The organism is Avibacterium volantium, from assembly GCF_900635775.1.
Taxonomy (GTDB): Bacteria; Pseudomonadota; Gammaproteobacteria; order Enterobacterales; family Pasteurellaceae; genus Avibacterium; species Avibacterium volantium.
Window position 1 is genome coordinate 1834964 of record NZ_LR134167.1, and the last position, 19046, is coordinate 1854009.

The 19046-nt window shown below is 31.9% G+C and carries 17 protein-coding genes and 1 pseudogene; 4 read left to right on the forward strand and 14 right to left on the reverse strand.

The window, feature by feature from the left end; genetic code table 11:
* The first annotated feature begins 40 nt into the window (after positions 1 to 40).
* The 3 genes from ELZ61_RS08700 to ELZ61_RS08710 are packed head-to-tail and all read left to right on the forward strand — an operon-like array spanning position 41 to position 3438.
* Positions 41 to 1531 carry a polysaccharide biosynthesis protein gene (locus tag ELZ61_RS08700; protein ID WP_277870317.1) on the forward strand — a complete coding sequence of 497 codons (1491 nt, stop codon included), beginning with the start codon at positions 41 to 43 and terminating at the stop codon, positions 1529 to 1531.
* Positions 1532 to 1553: 22 nt separating this feature from the next.
* Complete coding sequence (locus ELZ61_RS08705; protein ID WP_126372977.1) at positions 1554 to 2750, forward strand: DegT/DnrJ/EryC1/StrS family aminotransferase; 1197 nt, start codon at positions 1554 to 1556, stop codon at positions 2748 to 2750.
* Position 2751: 1 nt separating this feature from the next.
* Entirely contained in the window at positions 2752 to 3438 is a 687-nt protein-coding gene (locus ELZ61_RS08710; RefSeq protein ID WP_126373658.1) for a sugar transferase, read from the forward strand.
* 83 nt (positions 3439 to 3521) lie between these two features.
* Here the strand turns inward: ELZ61_RS08710 and ELZ61_RS08715 are convergent, their stop codons facing one another.
* The 13 genes from ELZ61_RS08715 to ELZ61_RS08775 all read right to left on the reverse strand — a co-directional run bounded on the left by ELZ61_RS08715 (position 3522) and on the right by ELZ61_RS08775 (position 17788).
* Positions 3522 to 4763 carry a glycosyltransferase family 4 protein gene (locus ELZ61_RS08715; RefSeq protein WP_126372979.1) on the reverse strand — a complete coding sequence of 414 codons (1242 nt, stop codon included), beginning with the start codon at positions 4761 to 4763 and terminating at the stop codon, positions 3522 to 3524.
* Positions 4760 to 5824, reverse strand: a complete 1065-nt coding sequence (wecB, locus tag ELZ61_RS08720) for a non-hydrolyzing UDP-N-acetylglucosamine 2-epimerase (RefSeq protein ID WP_126372981.1) — start codon at positions 5822 to 5824, stop codon at positions 4760 to 4762. Before wecB ends, ELZ61_RS08715 begins: the two co-directional genes overlap by 4 nt.
* A 9-nt stretch (positions 5825 to 5833) precedes the next feature.
* Entirely contained in the window at positions 5834 to 6889 is a 1056-nt protein-coding gene (locus ELZ61_RS08725; protein ID WP_126372983.1) for a glycosyltransferase, read from the reverse strand.
* A 47-nt stretch (positions 6890 to 6936) separates the two neighbouring features.
* The gene (locus ELZ61_RS08730) at positions 6937 to 8136 is read right to left on the reverse strand and encodes a glycosyltransferase family protein (RefSeq protein WP_126372985.1); all 1200 of its coding nucleotides are present in this window, start codon (positions 8134 to 8136) and stop codon (positions 6937 to 6939) included.
* A gap of 25 nt (positions 8137 to 8161) precedes the next feature.
* Positions 8162 to 8716 (reverse strand): acyltransferase, encoded by a 555-nt coding sequence (locus tag ELZ61_RS08735; RefSeq protein WP_126372987.1) that lies wholly within the window; start codon positions 8714 to 8716, stop codon positions 8162 to 8164.
* On the reverse strand, positions 8697 to 9248 hold the full coding sequence (locus ELZ61_RS08740) for an oligosaccharide flippase family protein (protein WP_126372989.1): 552 nt from the start codon (positions 9246 to 9248) through the stop codon (positions 8697 to 8699). The genes ELZ61_RS08735 and ELZ61_RS08740 overlap by 20 nt, the downstream gene beginning before the upstream one ends.
* Positions 9217 to 9960, reverse strand: a complete 744-nt coding sequence (locus ELZ61_RS08745) for an oligosaccharide flippase family protein (RefSeq protein WP_126372991.1) — start codon at positions 9958 to 9960, stop codon at positions 9217 to 9219. The genes ELZ61_RS08740 and ELZ61_RS08745 overlap by 32 nt, the downstream gene beginning before the upstream one ends.
* The gene (locus ELZ61_RS08750) at positions 9960 to 11033 is read right to left on the reverse strand and encodes a DegT/DnrJ/EryC1/StrS family aminotransferase (protein WP_277870318.1); all 1074 of its coding nucleotides are present in this window, start codon (positions 11031 to 11033) and stop codon (positions 9960 to 9962) included. Before ELZ61_RS08750 ends, ELZ61_RS08745 begins: the two co-directional genes overlap by 1 nt.
* Positions 11033 to 11608 carry an acyltransferase gene (locus ELZ61_RS08755; protein WP_094933687.1) on the reverse strand — a complete coding sequence of 192 codons (576 nt, stop codon included), beginning with the start codon at positions 11606 to 11608 and terminating at the stop codon, positions 11033 to 11035. The genes ELZ61_RS08750 and ELZ61_RS08755 overlap by 1 nt, the downstream gene beginning before the upstream one ends.
* 2 nt (positions 11609 to 11610) lie before the next feature.
* Positions 11611 to 12888: a Vi polysaccharide biosynthesis UDP-N-acetylglucosamine C-6 dehydrogenase TviB gene (tviB, locus tag ELZ61_RS08760; protein ID WP_179255218.1), complete on the reverse strand. Its 1278-nt coding sequence runs from the start codon at positions 12886 to 12888 to the stop codon at positions 11611 to 11613.
* 14 nt (positions 12889 to 12902) lie between these two features.
* Positions 12903 to 13943 (reverse strand): Gfo/Idh/MocA family protein, encoded by a 1041-nt coding sequence (locus ELZ61_RS08765; protein ID WP_126372995.1) that lies wholly within the window; start codon positions 13941 to 13943, stop codon positions 12903 to 12905.
* 154 nt (positions 13944 to 14097) lie between these two features.
* Complete coding sequence (locus tag ELZ61_RS10855; RefSeq protein ID WP_126372997.1) at positions 14098 to 14244, reverse strand: IS3 family transposase; 147 nt, start codon at positions 14242 to 14244, stop codon at positions 14098 to 14100.
* Between the two features lie 352 nt (positions 14245 to 14596).
* Positions 14597 to 17788, reverse strand: a complete 3192-nt coding sequence (locus ELZ61_RS08775) for a VPA1262 family protein (protein ID WP_126372999.1) — start codon at positions 17786 to 17788, stop codon at positions 14597 to 14599.
* A gap of 75 nt (positions 17789 to 17863) precedes the next feature.
* Here ELZ61_RS08775 and ELZ61_RS08780 point away from each other — a divergent pair.
* Positions 17864 to 18493: pseudogene (locus tag ELZ61_RS08780) on the forward strand (IS1595 family transposase).
* 27 nt (positions 18494 to 18520) lie between these two features.
* Here the strand turns inward: ELZ61_RS08780 and ELZ61_RS10745 are convergent.
* A complete protein-coding gene (locus ELZ61_RS10745) occupies positions 18521 to 18907 on the reverse strand; it encodes a hypothetical protein (protein WP_206750009.1) in 387 nt (128 codons plus the stop codon).
* Positions 18908 to 19046: the final 139 nt, after the last annotated feature.

The following is a 19046-nucleotide window of genomic DNA, read 5'->3' on the forward strand; positions in this document are numbered from 1 at the left end:
TATATCTATTTTTATTACATACACTCGTTTTTTATGGCGAATGTTACTTAGTCATAATAAAGATTCTAGAACTAAAGTTTTGATCTATGGGGCTGGTTATTCAGGCCGACAACTACTAACAGCCTTAAATCAAAGTTCTCATTATTCAGTCATTGGCTTTATTGATGATAATAAAGCTCTGCATAAAACCATATTACATGGCATTACTGTTTATAGCCCTAAATCATTAGGCAAATTAATAGACAATAAAAACATTAAAAAAATCCTATTAGCAATGCCTAGTGCAACGCAAAGTCAGCGTAAAGCGATTATTAATCGAATTAGTAAATATAAATGTGAAGTACTTACAATACCAGGAATGGAAGATATTGTCAGCGGTAAAGCACATTTAACTAGTTTAAATCAAGTTTCAATTTCTGATCTCTTAGGGCGTGATCCAGTAACTCCCATTGAGTCCTTATTGGCGCAGGATATAAAAAATAAAATTGTTATGGTGACCGGTGCTGGTGGTTCTATCGGTTCTGAGTTATGCCGTCAGATTATTAAGCAATCACCTAAAAAGTTAATTTTATTTGAGTTAAATGAATTTTCGTTATATCAAATACACCAAGAATTATTAAAAAATGCTGATTTTCAACACGTTGAACTAATTCCATTATTGGGTTCGGTACAAAGAAAGCATAGACTAGATATTATAATGCGTTCATTCAAAGTAGAAACGGTTTACCACGCAGCCGCATATAAACACGTTCCTTTAGTTGAATACAATGTTGTTGAAGGGATTCGTAATAACATTTTTGGAACCTTATATTGTGCCCAAGCAGCTATTGAAGCAGGAGTTTCTACTTTTGTCTTGATTTCTACTGACAAAGCGGTTCGTCCAACCAATATAATGGGTACAACAAAGCGTATGGCTGAATTAATTCTACAAGCATTGGCCAAAACGCAAAATACAACGCGTTTTTGTATGGTTCGTTTTGGAAATGTTTTAGGTTCTTCGGGTTCTGTGGTTCCATTATTTAATAAACAGATTCAAGAAGGTGGCCCAATAACATTAACACATCAAAAAATCACGCGCTTTTTTATGACAATCCCTGAGGCCGCCTCACTAGTTATCCAAGCTGGTGCAATGGGAAAAGGTGGAGATGTTTTTGTTTTAGATATGGGTAAACCAGTAAAAATTTATGATTTAGCCGTAAGAATGATTCATTTAAGCGGTCTAACATTAAAAAATGAAAAAAATCCTGATGGGGATATTGAGATCTTAATTACGGGTCTTAGACCGGGTGAAAAATTATATGAAGAATTACTTATTGGGGAAAATGTGCAAGGAACGCTACACCCTCGTATTATGACCGCTACCGAAACAATGCTTGATTGGCATGTGCTAAATAATATTTTGCAACAACTAGATATACTGTGTTCAGAATACAAGATTGATGAGATTAGGGATTTATTGATTTCTTCATCTACAGCTTTTAGCCCAACAACAGAAAATTGTGATATGGTATATCAAAATTTATCTCAATAATATATACATTAAGGAATAAACGGTGAAAATTAGCTTCTCTCCTCCTGATATTACAGATTTAGAAATTAACGAAGTAATTTCTGCCTTAAAGAGCGGTTGGATAACTACAGGCCCTAAAACAAAAGAATTAGAAAATAAACTGGCCTCCTACATAGGTACAGAGAAAGTAGTTTGTTTAAATTCAGCAACAGCAGCTTTAGAACTTATCCTTAGAATATTAGGCATTAAAGAAGGTGATGAGGTCATCACCTGTGCCTATACCTATACGGCCAGCGCAAGCCCAGTTATCCATATTGGAGCAAAACTTGTGCTAATAGATACAAGCCCAAACTCCTATCAAATGGATTACGAGGCATTAGAAAATGCCATTACCGATAAAACAAAAGCAATTATTCCAATTGATATAGCTGGAGTTCCTTGCGATTACGATAAAATTTTCAAAATAGTAGAACGCAAAAAATCCCTATTTAAACCTTCTAATGATTTACAGCAGAAAATAGGTCGCATTGCGGTTGTTGCTGACTGCGCACATTCTTTAGGTAGTATATGGAAGAATAAAATGACGGGAAATATTGCTGATTTTAGCAGTTTCTCTTTTCATGCAGTTAAAAATTTTACTACAGCTGAAGGTGGATGTGCTACTTGGAAAAATATTGATGGTATAGATAATCAGGATCTTTACCGCCAGTTTCAATTACTATCTTTGCATGGTCAAAGTAAAGATGCATTAGCTAAAACTAAGTTAGGTGCTTGGGAATATGATATCCAAGGCTGCTACTATAAATGTAATATGACAGATATTAGTGCAGCTATTGGACTAGCACAATTCAACCGTTATCCTAGCCTATTAGAAAAACGAAAAGAAATTATTAATAAATATATTTCTGGATTAAAAAATTCTAATATTGATATTCTGCCTCATTTTACAAATGAATATTCAAGTAGTGGACATTTATTTTTGACACGCCTATTAAATAAAGATGAAGAATACCGTAACCAATTTATCGAAAAAATGGCAGAAGCTGGTATCGCGACTAATGTTCATTACAAGCCTTTACCTATGCATACAGCATATAAATCACTCGGCTTTTCAATAGAGCAATTCCCTAATGCTTATCAACAATATTGTAATGAGGTAACATTACCTTTACATACCCAGCTAACTGATGAGGAAATTGATTATGTTATTGAAAACTTCAAGCGAATTTTGAGTGATTAATATGATTTTGAGAAATTGGAATGATTTACCTTCACAAATAAAAAATGAATCAGTGAAGCCGTATTATGACTACTTGAAGAAAAAGAAAATTAGCCTACTGTTTAAATTTGCTCTTGATAGATGTTTAGCTACTATTTTATTGATTTTACTATCTCCCTTATTTTTATATATAGCTTATAAAATTAATAAGGATAGTCCAGGCGAGATATTCTTCAGACAAACAAGAATAACTCAATATGGCAGAGAGTTTAAAATTTATAAATTTCGCACAATGGTAGCAAATGCGGAGTCTTTAGGTTCACAAGTCACAGTGGATAATGACAAACGGATTACAACTATTGGAGAAAAGCTCAGAAAAACTCGTTTAGATGAACTCCCTCAATTAATCAATGTTCTCAAAGGAGAAATGAGTTTTGTTGGTACTAGACCTGAAGTACCCAAATACGTAAATAACTATACTGCGGAAATGATGTCAACATTACTCTTGCCAGCAGGCATTACAAGTGAAGCGAGTATTGAATATAAAAATGAAGATAGACTTTTATCTAATGCTGAAGATTCAGATAAAGAATACATTGAAAAAGTACTTCCCGAAAAAATGAAATGGAATTTAGAGAGTATTCGAAATTATTCGTTTAGTAGGGATCTACTTACAATGATAAAAACAGTATTAGCGGTAATTAAGTGATCAACAACGGACTTTTTCTCTTATAGAACAATTCTAACCAAACTGGATCAGAGCTGCAAAGCAGCTCTGTCTTTTTAATCACATTATTTCTCTATTGCTTTGATAAATTCGCTCGCTAACTTCTTATAGGTTTGATGTTGCAATATATATTTCTTTCCATTTTCTCCCAATATTCTCCGTTCTTCATCTGACAGCTCGAGGAGCTTTCTAATTCCATTTGAAATTGCTTCAGGATTTTCAGCCTCAACACTTAAACCGCATTTAGCCTCAGCGACAAGATCATTTCCTGCATTAATAGAATATAGAATTGGTGTCGATGACATCATATAGTCCATTAGTTTATTTGGACTCACACCAAACCTAAATAATGGTTCATATTTTAATCCTATGTATGCAATATCAAAATATTTTAATAAACTAGGGATTTCATATTTAGAAACAGGTTCAAAAAAATAAACATTTTTAAGATTTCTTTTTTTCTTAATATCAAGTAAATTATTCTTTTCTAACCCATTACCAACTAAAACAAATACAATATCATCATCCATATTTAATATATTAGCCGCATCAAGCAAATAATTCAAGGCGTTAGGTTCTCCGTGAGAGCCTGCATACCCAACTATTTTCTTTCCTTGACTTTTGGCATTAATAAGAAAATCTTTTAATTCTCCATCCAACAATTCCTTGATAGATTCTTCTTGCCAATCCTCTTCTACAATGCCATTTGGGATAATGACTAATTTATTTAGCTCCAAACCATGCTGCCTCATATGTTCATGCACTTTAGGTAGCATAGACACAACTACATCCGAATATTTATATGCGTAATTTTCTGCCCATTGACATACCCAAATAAATGGGTGATTCGGTGACATTCCTCCTAATTCAATCGGAGATAAAGGCCATAAATCATGCACTTCATAAACTAACTTAGCACCTGCTTTTTTAGCAATATGCTTGGCAACCCAAATATCCATTGGATAAGTACTTGATGCTATCACTACATCGGGTTTATAGTTATCAACCAAAAACTTTGTATCACGCCATAATGCTTGCAAAAAATATGTAATATTAATTACACGAGAGATACCATTTTTGCTATAGCTCGGTGTTGGATACCATACATACTCAATGCCATCTAGATGTTCAATTGTCTTTTTACCATTTTGTAACTTCGGTTGTTTTTTTCTCAAATGCGAAAATGATGCTGATAATATGGTGACTTTATGCCCCATGCTTTTCCATTCCTTAGCCATATAGTAAGGACGAAACTCCATACCATATTCTGGAGAACCTGCATAATGATTAATATAAAGAATATTCATGACTGACTCAAAAAACTAACGATATTTTTAGCGGCATTCCCACCACCATATAGCTGGGAGCTATCCCTAACATCCTTAGAAATATTATTCTTGACCGTGTTAATAATAATTTCTGTATCAGCACCAACTAAAGTATTTACATTATGTTTAATTAATTCTACCCACTCGGTTTGATCTCGCATCGTTACACAATATTTAGAAAAGAAAAACGCCTCTTTCTGAACACCACCACTGTCTGTTAAAACCAATTGACAATGCTTCAATAACCATAACATTTCTAAATACCCAACTGGCTCTATCACATTAACATCGAGTTGCAACCCATTTTGTTTAATCTTTTTTAACGTTCTCGGATGTAAAGGTAATACAATGGGCACAATCTCACGATGAATTGTGTTAAGTGCTACTACAATATTTCTCAATCGTGTAGGGTCATCAGTATTCTCTGCTCGATGCAATGTAGCCAAAATAAAGTAAGAGTTATCAATAATTCCATATGGTTTAATAGCATTATGCACAAAATGTAATGCAGCATCTTGCATCACATCTCCAACATTCAGCATAGATACATTTTTTTGCTCAAACCCCTCCTTACGCAAATTATCCATTGCAGTATCTGTAGGACAAAATAATATATCACTGACTTGATCCGTAAGGATTCTATTTATCTCCTCAGGCATTCTCATATTAAAACTGCGTAATCCAGCCTCTACATGGACAACAGGAATATGTAATTTTGTAGCTGCTAAAGCTCCTGCTAATGTTGAATTAGTATCGCCATAAACCATTACTTTATCTGGTCTAAGGTCAAAAATAACTTTTTCAATATCAATGAGCATTCTTCCTGTCATTTCTCCATGAGATCCACCATGAATACCCAACTGAATCTCAGGTTTTGGAATACACATTTGATCAAAAAATATTTCTGACATATTTGGATCAAAATGCTGACCTGTATGAAGCAATATTTCATCTATATTTGATAACTCTCTTATTCTTTTAGATACAATTCCAGCTTTAACAAACTGTGGTCTTGCTCCAATAATAGTAAGCATCTTCATAAAATATCCTCAAATAAAATTTTCAATTTTACTAAGTAAAACATTGATCGATTTTTTAAACAATCCTTTTTCTAAAATCCATTTATAATTATTATCAATAATATCATTCTTTCGAGAAATTATTTCTTCTAGCTTAGAATAATCATCATTCTTTTTTAGAATTAATCCATTATCTCCTACAATTTCTCTATTTGCAGGCAAATCACTCAAAATAGGAATACATCCAAAAGCCATAGCCTCTAACAACGAAACAGAACCAGAATCACTTTTAGGCAAACTAAAATACCACTGAGATTTTTTATAGTAATGCTGCTGCTCTTCTTCGGAAAGAAACCCCACAAAAGAAACTTTAGGAACTAATCCATACTCCTCTACATAAGCTTTCATTTCAGGTTCTAGGCTACCTTTATTTGCGATAATTAATCTAGCTGCAGGATTATTTCTAGAAATATCTCGGAAAAAGTCAAGCACTTGAAATGGTTGATAGATATCCTCTAATCCTCTGTTACTAAAGAAAAGCCATTTCTCTTTGCAAAAAGAGGGATATGTAGGCTCATCAAGTAAACCAAAGAAGAAAGTATATATTTTTTTAGCACCTAATTTCCTCATTTTTTCTGACATGTCTCTTGAGTCACTAGTACATAAGTCAGAGTAATTTAAAACATATTTAATAGCTAATTTATATAATAAATTTTTATTAGGCGTAACTAAAATATCACTTCCCCAAGCAGAAGATAACATAAAAAAATCTAACCCAAATATTTTTTTCAATAAAAAAATCATGAAGCCGTGAGAAGTTAAATAATGAGGATTAATAATATCAGGCTTGATTCCATTTATCCACTTATATAAATTAAAAACTTTAAATAAAATAGATAAATTACCTCCACCATGCTTTTTCCCCTGGTTAAATGATAATCTTTTTTCAGGTAATAAAAAAGTATCCCACTCATTGCTAAAAGATGTACTAGAAGCAACATATAAATCTACTTTTGTATTTAAAACTTTAGCCCACTTTAATAAATGAGGACTAGTAGCATCACCAAAAATAACGTATTTGTACATTCAAAATACCTAAATAAAAACTATATAAATATTTTACCTATCCACTTTTATAGTATATTAATTAACTTTTCAACTTGATATTTTCGATGTAGTTTATCAATATTACTTTTACTAGCCACTGCTAAACTGCCATTAATCCAATCAAGATAAGCTCTATTAATCATTTTCTCAATAGCTTCAACATCATTAACTTCTGAAATATATCCACAGTTAAGATCTTCTATTAGCTTCGCCGCAACATCTGAAGGATCTACTAATGCAAGAACACTTCTTCCAACAGATATATAATCAAATAACTTTCCAGAATAAATACCTCTTTGCTTTCCTCTTGGAAGAATTAATAGATTACAATCCATTTGAGACATTTTAACAATACTCTCTTTATAAGAAAGATAAGGTAATAAAACAACTTTTTCTCTTATTTTATCTGGTATATAGAAATTATGAGATGAAGTAGCAATAAATATTTTAAATGGAATTAGATGACTTATATTTTTAACTGCCTCAAAAAAAATATCCGGCTTTCTATCTCCATAAAAACTACCAAAATATCCTATTTTGAAAAAATCATCCTTCTCATAATCAAAATAAAAATCATGATCAAATCCATTTCTTAACTCAATATAGGAACCTATATTAGGCATATCTTCTCTAAAACTATTTAAATGAGGCTCACTTATTGTTGTTAAAACATCTGCACGTTCAGAATATTTTCTTTCTCTTTCACGCCTAAAGTGATATATATAGCTACTTATATTAATTTGTCTACTATACTCATCTCTAAAGTCAACCACCCATTTAATATTATCACTCTTTGTTTTGATCAAGGCATTATATGATGCTTCAAGAGCACTTTCTGGATAATATGAGCTTAAAATAACAGATATATCTTCTAAATTGATTAATTCTACTATTTTCTTTTCAACTTTCTTTTCCCAAGCTCTAAAATGACTTATATTTAACTTATTAAATATAACTCTGAATAATGTTTTAAAATTTCTTAAAAGATTACTTTCTTTACCCGTATATTCCAATATTCTCTGGAAAAACCCATTGCTAATATATAGCACTTGACAACTATTAGATGAGTCAAAATAATATTTCTCAATTCTTTCAATATGAGCATATGTGATCACTATAACCTCATATCTCTGGGATAAATATTTAGCAAAAGACTCGATTCTATGGGAAGCTATATGCTCCCTTGGTGGAAAGAAAGTACTTACAACAATAATTTTTTTCTTCATATTTAAGATATCCTAATTTCATATATTAGTATGAAGATATTTTAACTGCTGGATTTCCAGCAATTACTACATTTTCTTCTAAAACACTTTTCGTTACAATAGAACCAGCTCCAACAATAGTTCCATTTGCCAAATGTACTCCCGGTAAAATTACAGCATTCATCCCTATCCAACAACGTTCACCAATTACAACATCTTTTCCAGGAAGGTGCTTGGTTAGATCGTTAAAATCATGATTTGCAGTTATAATACCAACATTTTTTGCTATAAAAGATCCCTTACCAATATAAATTGACGCACTAAAATTCTGAAAGTAAGTTCCTTCTGACTGAAAGTTATGTAGATCATCATAATCAAAAATAATATTATTTGGATTTGAAATATTGCATGTTAATGCTGTAGGAAAAGGATATGGTCTTGATAATCGTAATATATTTTTAATAAAAATAGAACGGAATGCCCATCTATACCCCATAAGAGTATTCTTAAAATATTTATCGCATAAATACTCTCTTTTATAGAAAGCTTGTAATATAAAAATAAAAAATGGACTGCTTAATCTAATTACTTTCTTTATCATATAAAAAAACTCCTGCAATAATTGCTGAGAATAGGATATAAGCACAATATATAAAAAAATAAGAATTAGCTATATTTTTTACAATATCTATTTCATTGCCTCCAATGAAAAAAGATAAAAGAATCATTAATGACAAACATAACATACCAATTAAGTTTAAATATTGTTTTTCTGCAATATAAAACATGAAACTTAATGGATTAGCTATAAACCTTACGGTCAAAGCAGGTATTAATATTTTAGCAAAATAAGCAGCTTCTAGCCATTGCTCACCAAAAATGAATTTAAATAAATCCTCTATAAAGAAATATAAAAATACTGATAATGGCCCCCCCAATATTAATAATAATTTCAATGTTTTTAAAAAACTATTTCTTGCATTTCCAAAAGTTCTATATTCACTTGATGCATTTTCCTTAAAAACCTCTAAAACAGAGCTTGATAAGAAAGTAATAGGGGCCTGTAATACTCTTTGGGTTAAATAATAAGCCCCTGCTACACTAGGTGAAAAAAAAATACATAAAAAAAGCATTAGGCAATAAACTTGCCGTTAAAGATAAAAGTGAGCTAGGAACATCAAATAAAGGGAAATTTCTATATCTTAAAAGCATATCCTTGGCTATATCTTTCTCTATATTATAAGTAATTAAGGAATTTTTATTACAAATATAGAATAAATACATAATTACCAAAATTGTACCAAAAACGACACCCCATACCAGTCCATTATCTGGTAAAAAGTAAAAAAATATTAGCTGAGTCAATCCAACTCCAACACTTAATAGAATTCTAGAAAAAGACAGCTGCTTGTAAAATCCCGCCCTATTTAGGTTATTATTTAATAATTGATTGTATACAGTTACTATTGATAAAAGAAAAATTAATACACAAGTATATAAACTATCATCTCCATATATAAAAAAAACAAATATTCCTATAATAAAAAAATAGATAAACGCCAACAATAAAATATACTTAATTAGAAAACCAGTAAACATCTTAACTATATTTACGTTTCTATCAATAAATAATACTAACTCATAACGTAAAGTAAGAAAAACTGATAAAAAAGCACTAAACGTTAACACTGTCCCTAAATATCCAAAATCCTCTTGAGTATATATCCTAGTTAATATTGGGGTAATTGATAATTGAATTATTTGTGCTAAAGTAGTCCCACTAATGATAATCGATATATTTTTTAAGTATTGATCATACTTAAAACTCTTTATTGATTTAAACATTAAATCATCTCAATAATATTTCTAATATTGTTTATAGTTAAATAAGGATGCATCGGTAAACTCATTACTTCTTGGGCAACCCTATCTCCAACAGGCAAAATTGCATTAGGATCTGCTACAGCAGGCTGTTTATTAAGTGGAATAGGATAATGTACCGCAGTAGGTATTCCTGCCGCTCTTAATTTTTCTTGTACTTGCTCCCGATTGTTGATCCTAATAGTATATTGTGCCCATGCACTAATATTATGAGACTCAACAAATGGTGTGTTATTTATCCCTGCTTCATTCAAAAGTGCGGTATAATTTTCAGCAATTTTGTTTCTTAAGTAGATCTCTTCCTCTAAAATTTCTAGTTTAGGTAATAAAATTGCAGCTTGTAACGTATCAAGACGACTATTTACCCCTACCCGAATATGATGATAACGTTTATCCTGTCCATGGCGTGCTATTTGACGAATGATTTTAGCTAGTTCATCATCATTAGTAAAAATAGCTCCACCATCACCATAACAGCCTAAAGGTTTACTTGGAAAAAAACTGGTACAAGCTATCGTTGATAAGTTACATGACATCCTTCCCTTATAAGATGCACCAAAGCTTTGTGCAGCATCTTCAATAACAGGTAAGTTATATTTTGCCGCAATCGAATTTATCGCATCAAAATCTGCACATTGCCCATATAAAGAAACAGGAATAATCGCTTTAGTTTTATTCGTAATAGCTTCTTCTAATTTTGTCGGATCCAGGTTATAAGTTTTAGGATCAATATCAACATAAACAGGTTTTGCGCCTAATAACGCAACAGTCTCGGCGGTTGCAATATAGGTAAATCCTGGCGTAATTACCTCATCACAACTCGAAATCCCTAATGCCATTTGAGCAATTTGTAAAGCATCTGTACCATTTGCAACGGAAATACAATATTTAGCCCCCACAAAATGTGCTAACTTTTCCTCTAGTTCTATAACTTCTGGCCCCAAAATATATTGACCATGGGATAATACTTTCTGTATATTGCTGTCAATTTTATCTTTTATTCTTTTTTGTTGTACAGCTAAATCAATGAATTGCATTATAGTTTCCTTAATTTATTATCTATAAGTTGATACTGCTCTCCCGTATGGGGGCAAGAAGCTATGGCATTTCCTCTCAAAGGAAGTGCTAACTGCTCTCCATATTCACTCATCCAACCTATTTGTTTTGCTGGCACCCCAACCATTAATGCATAATCAGGAATATCCTGCTTAACTACTGCCCCAGCTCCAATAAAAGCATACTTTCCAATCGTTACTCCACAAACTATTGTGCAGTTAGCTCCTAGGGTAGCACCCTTTTTTACTAGTGTTGTACGATATTCGTTTTTTCTTTCTATTAATGAACGAGGATTATATACATTAGTAAAAACCATACTTGGCCCACAAAATACGCCATCTTCTAAATGTACATTATCATAAACAGAAACATTATTTTGTATTTTACACTGGTTACCAATAGTCACTTTATTTCCAACAAACACATTTTGTCCTAAAGAAACTTTTTCACCAATAACAGCGCCTGCACAAATATGGGTAAAGTGCCATACTCGGCAATCTTTACCAATCTTAGCACCATCATCAATAATAGCAGTTTCATGCTTGAAATAATTCATATTTATAACCTAATATCAGAATCACCTAATGGCAGAACATATTTTACATCATAAAGAATATGAGAATCTTTACCTAAAGCTCGAATAGCCTCTTTTCCCATTAATTTTGTTGAACTATGATCAACAGCTAAAATAATCGCATCATAATAATTTTGTTTCAGCTCTTGAATAAGCTCTATGCCATATTCTTGTTTAACTTCTTCAGAAGATGCCCAATTATCATATACATCAACTTGCATATTAAAATCTTGCAACTCCGTAACAATATCAATGATCTTAGTATTGCGAACATCAGGACAATCCCCTTTGAAAGTAAAGCCTAAAATTAGTACTTTTGCCTCATCAATTTGGATTTTCTGACGAGCCATTCGTTTAACTAATTGAGTTGCAACATATTCTCCCATACCATCATTGATTCGTCTGCCTGCTAAAATAACCTCTGGTCTATAACCCACTTCCTGGGCCTTATGTGTGAGATAATATGGATCAACACTAATACAATGGCCTCCTACTAATCCAGGCTTAAATGCCAGAAAATTCCATTTAGTCCCAGCGGCTTTTAATACTTCCTCTGTATCAATATTTAGTCGATTAAAAATCTTTGCAAACTCATTAATTACAGCGATGTTTAAATCTCTCTGTGTATTCTCAATAACTTTCGCTGCTTCAGCAACTTTAATAGATGATGCTTTATGGGTCCCTACTGTAACAATGCTACGATAGACCTGATCAATAAAATCAGCCACTTCTGGAGTTGAACCTGAAGTAATTTTCACAATTGTTGTCAAACGATTTACTTTATCGCCTGGATTAATGCGTTCTGGACTATACCCAGCATAAAAGTCCTGATTAAATTTTAGCCCTGATTTTTTCTCAATGATAGGAATGCAAACTTCTTCTGTTGCACCGGGATAAACTGTCGATTCAAAAACAACAATATCTCCTCTTTTAATAACATCTCCTAATAACTGAGATGCTTTTTGTAATGGCAACAAATCAGGTATTTTATCTTCAGTAATTGGAGTAGGGACAGTAACAATATAGAAATTGCAATCTTTAATTTTTTCTATATTAGATGTGTAATTTAAAAGAGTTGCTTTTTGTAGCTCCTCTTTGGAACATTCTAATGTTGAATCATTGCCTGATTTTAGCTCATCTACTCTAGATTGTTTAATATCAAAACCAACTGTTGGATATTTTTGCCCAAACTCAACAGCTAATGGTAACCCTACATAACCTAACCCAATAATTGCTATTTTCAATTGCTCTATTTTCATCATTTATATAATCCAATCTATAAATTTAATGGTAAACCAATCTCTTTCTGATCCCTTGCCGAACGATAAATAGCAATTAACAACTCAAGAGATTTTAACCCTTCTCTACCATCTGTTTCAGGCTCAGCTTTTCCTCTTAAAACATCAGCAACATTTTGAAAGTAAGGCGGATGTCCAAATCCATACACAGATGTAGTTTCATAATTAGCAGCAGAAATCTCTCTGTCATAAGGTTTTACATCTTCAAAATTCCATTCTTGGATATCATTTACGGCAACACCACCAATTTTAACAGTACCTTTTTCTCCTAAGATAGTAATAGAACCTTCTAAATTTTTAGGATATGTACACATTGTAACAGACATAGAACCTAGCGCACCATTACGCCATTTTATATTAACAACCCCCGTATCTTCAACTTCTATATTACGGTGCGTGGTTGTCATTGCTTGAATTCTTTCAACAGGACCAACTAACCAATGCAATAAATCAACATAGTGCGTAGCTTGGTTCATGAAAGCTCCACCATCCATATCCCAAGTGCCAGACCACTTCGCTCTATCATAGTATTCTTGCGGTCTCGTCCAAAAAACATTTACCTGAACCATATAAATCTGTCCAAAACGTTGCTCAGAAATTGCTCTTTTCAGAAGTTGTAATGTAGAATTTCTACGATTTTGTTTAACTATAAAAAGCTTAACATTCGCTTTATCGCAAGCCTCTATCATAGCTAATCCATCAGCAAATTTTGTTGCCATTGGTTTTTCTGAAATAACGTTCACACCATAATTGGCTGCCAAAATTGCTTGTTCTGAATGTATTCCACTAGGTGTACATAATGTAACTAGATCTAGCTTCTCGCTAGCTAACATTTCACTAAGCGATAAATATCCTGGAACAGAGTACTCTAGTTTGTGCTGCTCTAAGATTTGCGGATCTGTATCACATACTGCAACTAATTCATATTCATCAGATAACTTCAAAATCGAACCAAAATGATTTTTAGAAATTCTACCGCATCCAACAACAGCTATTCTTATTTTTCTATTTTCAATCATTTACTTTTCTCCAATAAAATTTATGTTATGCCTATGCTATATAACTTGTTTTCTATTTGCGATAAATAGTATACCTACAATGGCTTTATCTATCTATTACTATTTAGCAAAAATAAAAAGAGAGTCCTCGCCCATCTCTCCAAAAAACTAAGCCTTAGGAAGTAAAATATTGAGCTCTGTATTGCACTGGACTCAAGTTGTTTAATGCTGGTTTAATCCGTAGCTCGTTATAATAGCGAATATATTTGTGCAGAGTCATCCCTAGCCCCGCGACATTAGCAAAGCGATTCGGGTAAAACATTCCGGCTTTACAATGGTAAAAAACACTCTATCCCCGTATAATCATAGCTATTTGCTTTACTATTCACTCTCTAAATTACCTTTAATAAGCCTTTTTCATCCACCAATATTTCATGCCATGTAGCTAGTTGATAAAGATAGCCTTGGCCACTTTCAATTTTGTCTGCAAAAATTTCACTGCTCTCTTGAGCTACATAATAGTTAATCACCTCACTAATTTTTAGATAAAACAAGCCGAATGAATTAGGAGCATTTCCAGTAAATTTGTGTTAGAACGGACTGTTAATTCAAGCACAAAAAAATTATCTTCATTTTATTACCCCCCCTGATAGTTTAATAGAGCACCTTAATTTTTAAGATTCATTATAGTATTTCAGCAAATCTTTTTCATTACTTGAACCATAATCGGTCAACTTGTATCTTAAGCTAAGGTTCAATAATAACTCTTGAAACTCTATTAAACTAACCTGAATTGACTCTGACATTCTGTATTTTAATATTCTATTGAAGATTGCTAATATCCATAAACTCACTTTAAATGCATTAATATATAAAGAGTAATTAATGGATCTTGATAACGGCTTTCTAATGACTCTTACGACTAAATTTATAATTTTCTTAAATCTAGACAAAATAATCTTCTGCTCTGTTTCTGATAGTTTTAAGAATAAATAGACAACTTCATCAGAAAACTTTCCTTCGGTCATTTCTCTAAAATCAACATAACCATCCCTATCTTTTATAGTTTTATTCCAATAACCTTCCAAATCTTTAAGCCAGACATCCATTATTTGATAATATGTAATCAGTTTATATTCAATCATGGGCTCTAATATACTTTTCAGAACCCAACAATATTCATGATATAGTTTTCCCAACCTTCCTCGTAAGATATTTAAAATTTCTTCAAACCGCTCTTTATTAATTGAACTCTTATTCAAACTTTCTATAAATTTAGATAAAAATAAGGAATGAAACTTACCTTGTCTAAAAACTGATTCTCTAATAAACCATAGCAATATTTTAGGCTTATCAATTGTAGGATGTTCATATATGATTTGACAAACTTGCCTCTCATCAATCTTATTATCAGAAAAGAGAGAGAAAATCTTCATAATCCCTATCCATTGAAGAAAGTGGTGCTGGCTTTTAAAAAGAGTAATCCAATTATCCAAACAATCAAAGTCCATAGAGATATATCTTAGTGCATCTGTAATTAATGCTCTTTGCCTACAATTTTTATAGTTAAATTGTAGTAATTGATTTTCTAACCATCCAATTAATGTTTTAGAAGAAAGACACCAAAGTATTTTTATAGCAAAATAATCAGCATAAGAAATCTCATTAGGCTCATATTGAAAGACTCGTTCAGGATGCTCATTACAAATGAGTTTTTCGAAACTTATATCTAAATATCTCTTTAAATCTAGTACAGTATTCTTATCTCTCAAACTCAAAGCATTTTTTCTTGCTGGATTTAAGTAGACTAATAATTTATCAACCAATGTTGATGAAATATTTCTCGATCCAACATCATACCAATATCCCCCTCCAGGAATATGAGCCAATAAAGTTCCAAAAGCATCCCACTCCTCAATGAAATTCTCCGATGAAAAAGGGTCACTAAAGAATATTGAAGGTATATCAGTATATTTTTCCCTATAATCTGTGAATTCTAATTCAACCTCTGATAAATGTTTCTGTAACACATCGCCAGATAAGTTTTCTAATTCTGATTTATTCCACCATTTTGCTAAAACCCAGCCTAATTTTGAAAATTGATATGGGGATAGAGTATCAAATAATTTCCTTTCGTATCTACTTTTTGGTTGATAAGTTGTTGAATCAAAAATAGCTATGTCACTAGTTATCTCCTGAGCTTGTATTAATTCATCAACATAAGAAAAAATAGGATATAACACATCTAATGGAATTTCTGTAACTAATAATGGATTATTCTCATTAGCACGTTGTATTGAATTTGATAGATGATAACCAGCCAAAGGTAGGCCATTTTTTTCACGAATTAGAATCATCCGATCATGTAATTTTTCAAGCCCTAAAACTTTTAATCTTACACAGCCTACTGTTTCAGCCCAACTCTCACATTGTTTTACTAAATGAGTAATTCTATCTTGTCCTTCTTTGGTTTGAGATGTAAAAACAATGTAATTTCCATCTGAAAAACCTAGCCTATTTAGTAAATCAATTCCTACATTTTCCATAAATGGATCAAACCAAGCAATTTGAGCATTAGGATATTTTTCAAATACCTTCTTTAACCAAGCGACTAATTCAAGGCGACTTTCCCCATAAAATGATAATTTCGGAAAGAAATGGGAGTTAGATGAGATAGGCAGTATTTTTTCTAAGTAATTTTTTATCTCAATATTAGCATCAAACCACGGATCTTTATGATCATTATTAACTGAAAATTCAGAACGATGATAATTTAGTCTCTCTATAGAAGTAAATTCTTTTACTTTGTGAAGCGATGACTTAGGTACCCCTTGCTCTAGCCAAGGATCATTTGTAGAGTTTGAAATATTTGAGATAAAATTGCTTTGGAAGTGCATGCTCCGCACAAAGAGTTGCCCCTCTTGAACCAAAAGAGTACATCTAGAGCCATCTTTCTCAAATATTTCAAGTATATAAGAATTAAATATATCATTACTAGAACTATCTATTTCAAACTCTAATTGATAAGGATACTCAGAAATTGTAAATTCTTTTATTGAGGCAGATAATAAACTATCTCCACTAAACGTTTTTAATATAGCCAATAAAGGCTTATCAGATAATTTTTCATAAATCTTTAATGTATTCTTTTCTTTTAATTCTAAATAAAATTTCTTTTTTTCTTGGTTATTAATGCTTGGAGATAATAAAAACTCAAGATCTCCTAACCGCCATGAATCTATACCTGCAATGTCAATATCTTCATTTGCTAGCTTTTCATTAATCATCTTTAATACTTGTTTAGTAATTGAACTATCCAATGTATTCCAGAAATTGGTTTTATTAGGCAAGCTAATAGCTGCACTATTACAGCTGACCTCTGAACTTGGGCTTACTTTGGTAGTATCCCAAACATAGTTTTTCCTTGGTGGAAGATGCATCACAGGCCTAATACAGCAAGGAAAAGATAATTTCAATAAGCGTAAAATAGGTTCTAATTTTTTGTCTATAGTAGCTTCAATTTTAACTGAAATATCTAAAAATGACTGTTCCTGAAGCAATCCTTTTACTAAAATAGTCAATTTCTCCGCTGATGTCAGAAGCTGGATAAAAATAATCCTTGCTTTAATACCCTTGATAGATATAGGTTTGTTATGCTTTGATAGATCTGATTTCCACCGATTATCTTGGTGATCATAAGAAAGAACTCTCCCATATAACCATTGATAGCTTATGCTATGAGGTTCTTCTAACTCTAACACCCAGCCTTGAAAACAAACAGCTTCATTATTTCCATGGAAAAGCTTATCCAGCCTTTTATCATTAAGAATTTTTTGTATAAATTCATTTTGTATTGATACCATCATAATTATTCCCTCAACAAAAACTTCCTAATATATTTAGGGGCTGTATTAGATTAGCAGTTATGTTAGTCTATAAAAATGAAAATAACTCATTGTAAACTCAAGAAATCTATACAGAGAAAACTGCTCAAGTTTTTTGTGTTTGAAGTAACAGCCCACTCTTGCGAAAATTTACTAGAAATTCCCCCAATTCAGCAACCTTAGTCTATCACAAAATCAGGGGGGTGATTAGCTACCATTTGGTTCAAGATACCAATGACGTTTTTATGGGTAAAGTTGAACTAGATGAAAGCCATTAAAGGAGCTAGGCGCTAAGGATAAAACAGCTGTTTTTGTATGCTGAAACGAGATGAAAAAGTCTATACCGTTGTCGTTGAAAATACTAAGACAGATACATTACTCCCTGTTATAGAAGCAAAATTATGCCTGATAGTATTGTTTACACCGATTATTATCACAGTTACGATTGTACTAGATGTGAGCGAATTTAAGTATTTCAGAATTAATCACTCAACCCACTTTGCCAAAGCAAAAAATCACATTAATGAGATTGAAAGTTTCTGGAATCAGGCTAAAAGAGAGCTAAGAGAATATAGCGGAATTGATAAGAAATCCTCTCCGGTATTCTTGAAAGAATGCGAATCTCGGTTTAACGCTGGAACAGTAAAAGAATCGCTAAAAATGCTGCAATTTTGGTGTAGAATTTAAGGCTTATCGAATACAACCCATTATTTCTTATCTTAATTGTTTTCTTCTTACTGCACATTCTAATTTATGAGTATATAAAAACAATTTTTTCATTTCATTAATAATTATAGGAAAGCCTATAATAGTGATAAACGCCATATATACTTTAGCCTCAAAATACTCTCCAACACTAAAATGTTCTTTAAGGAAAAATATTTTCATCTCATCTAAACTAAATGAAAGCAATACAGTGCAGAAAAGTAAATTAATAATAAAAGGGAACGTAATAAGTGCTATAATAAAATATCTACAAGGAAAACTTTCTCTAAGCTTATCTCCCGCATACAATCGAATAAAAGATGTTCCAGAAAATATGATTGAGTAAACTGATAACATGACTAGCAATCTAAACTTATTGTCCCCATCACTCTCCATAAAATATAAGAAAATAATACAGAGATAATAAATAACAGAAGCAAAAATAGTAAATTTAATATCAGATATAAACTTAATAACCTTATATAAATTATTTTTTATATAGTATTTCAGAATTTCCCCCTACATACTCTAATTT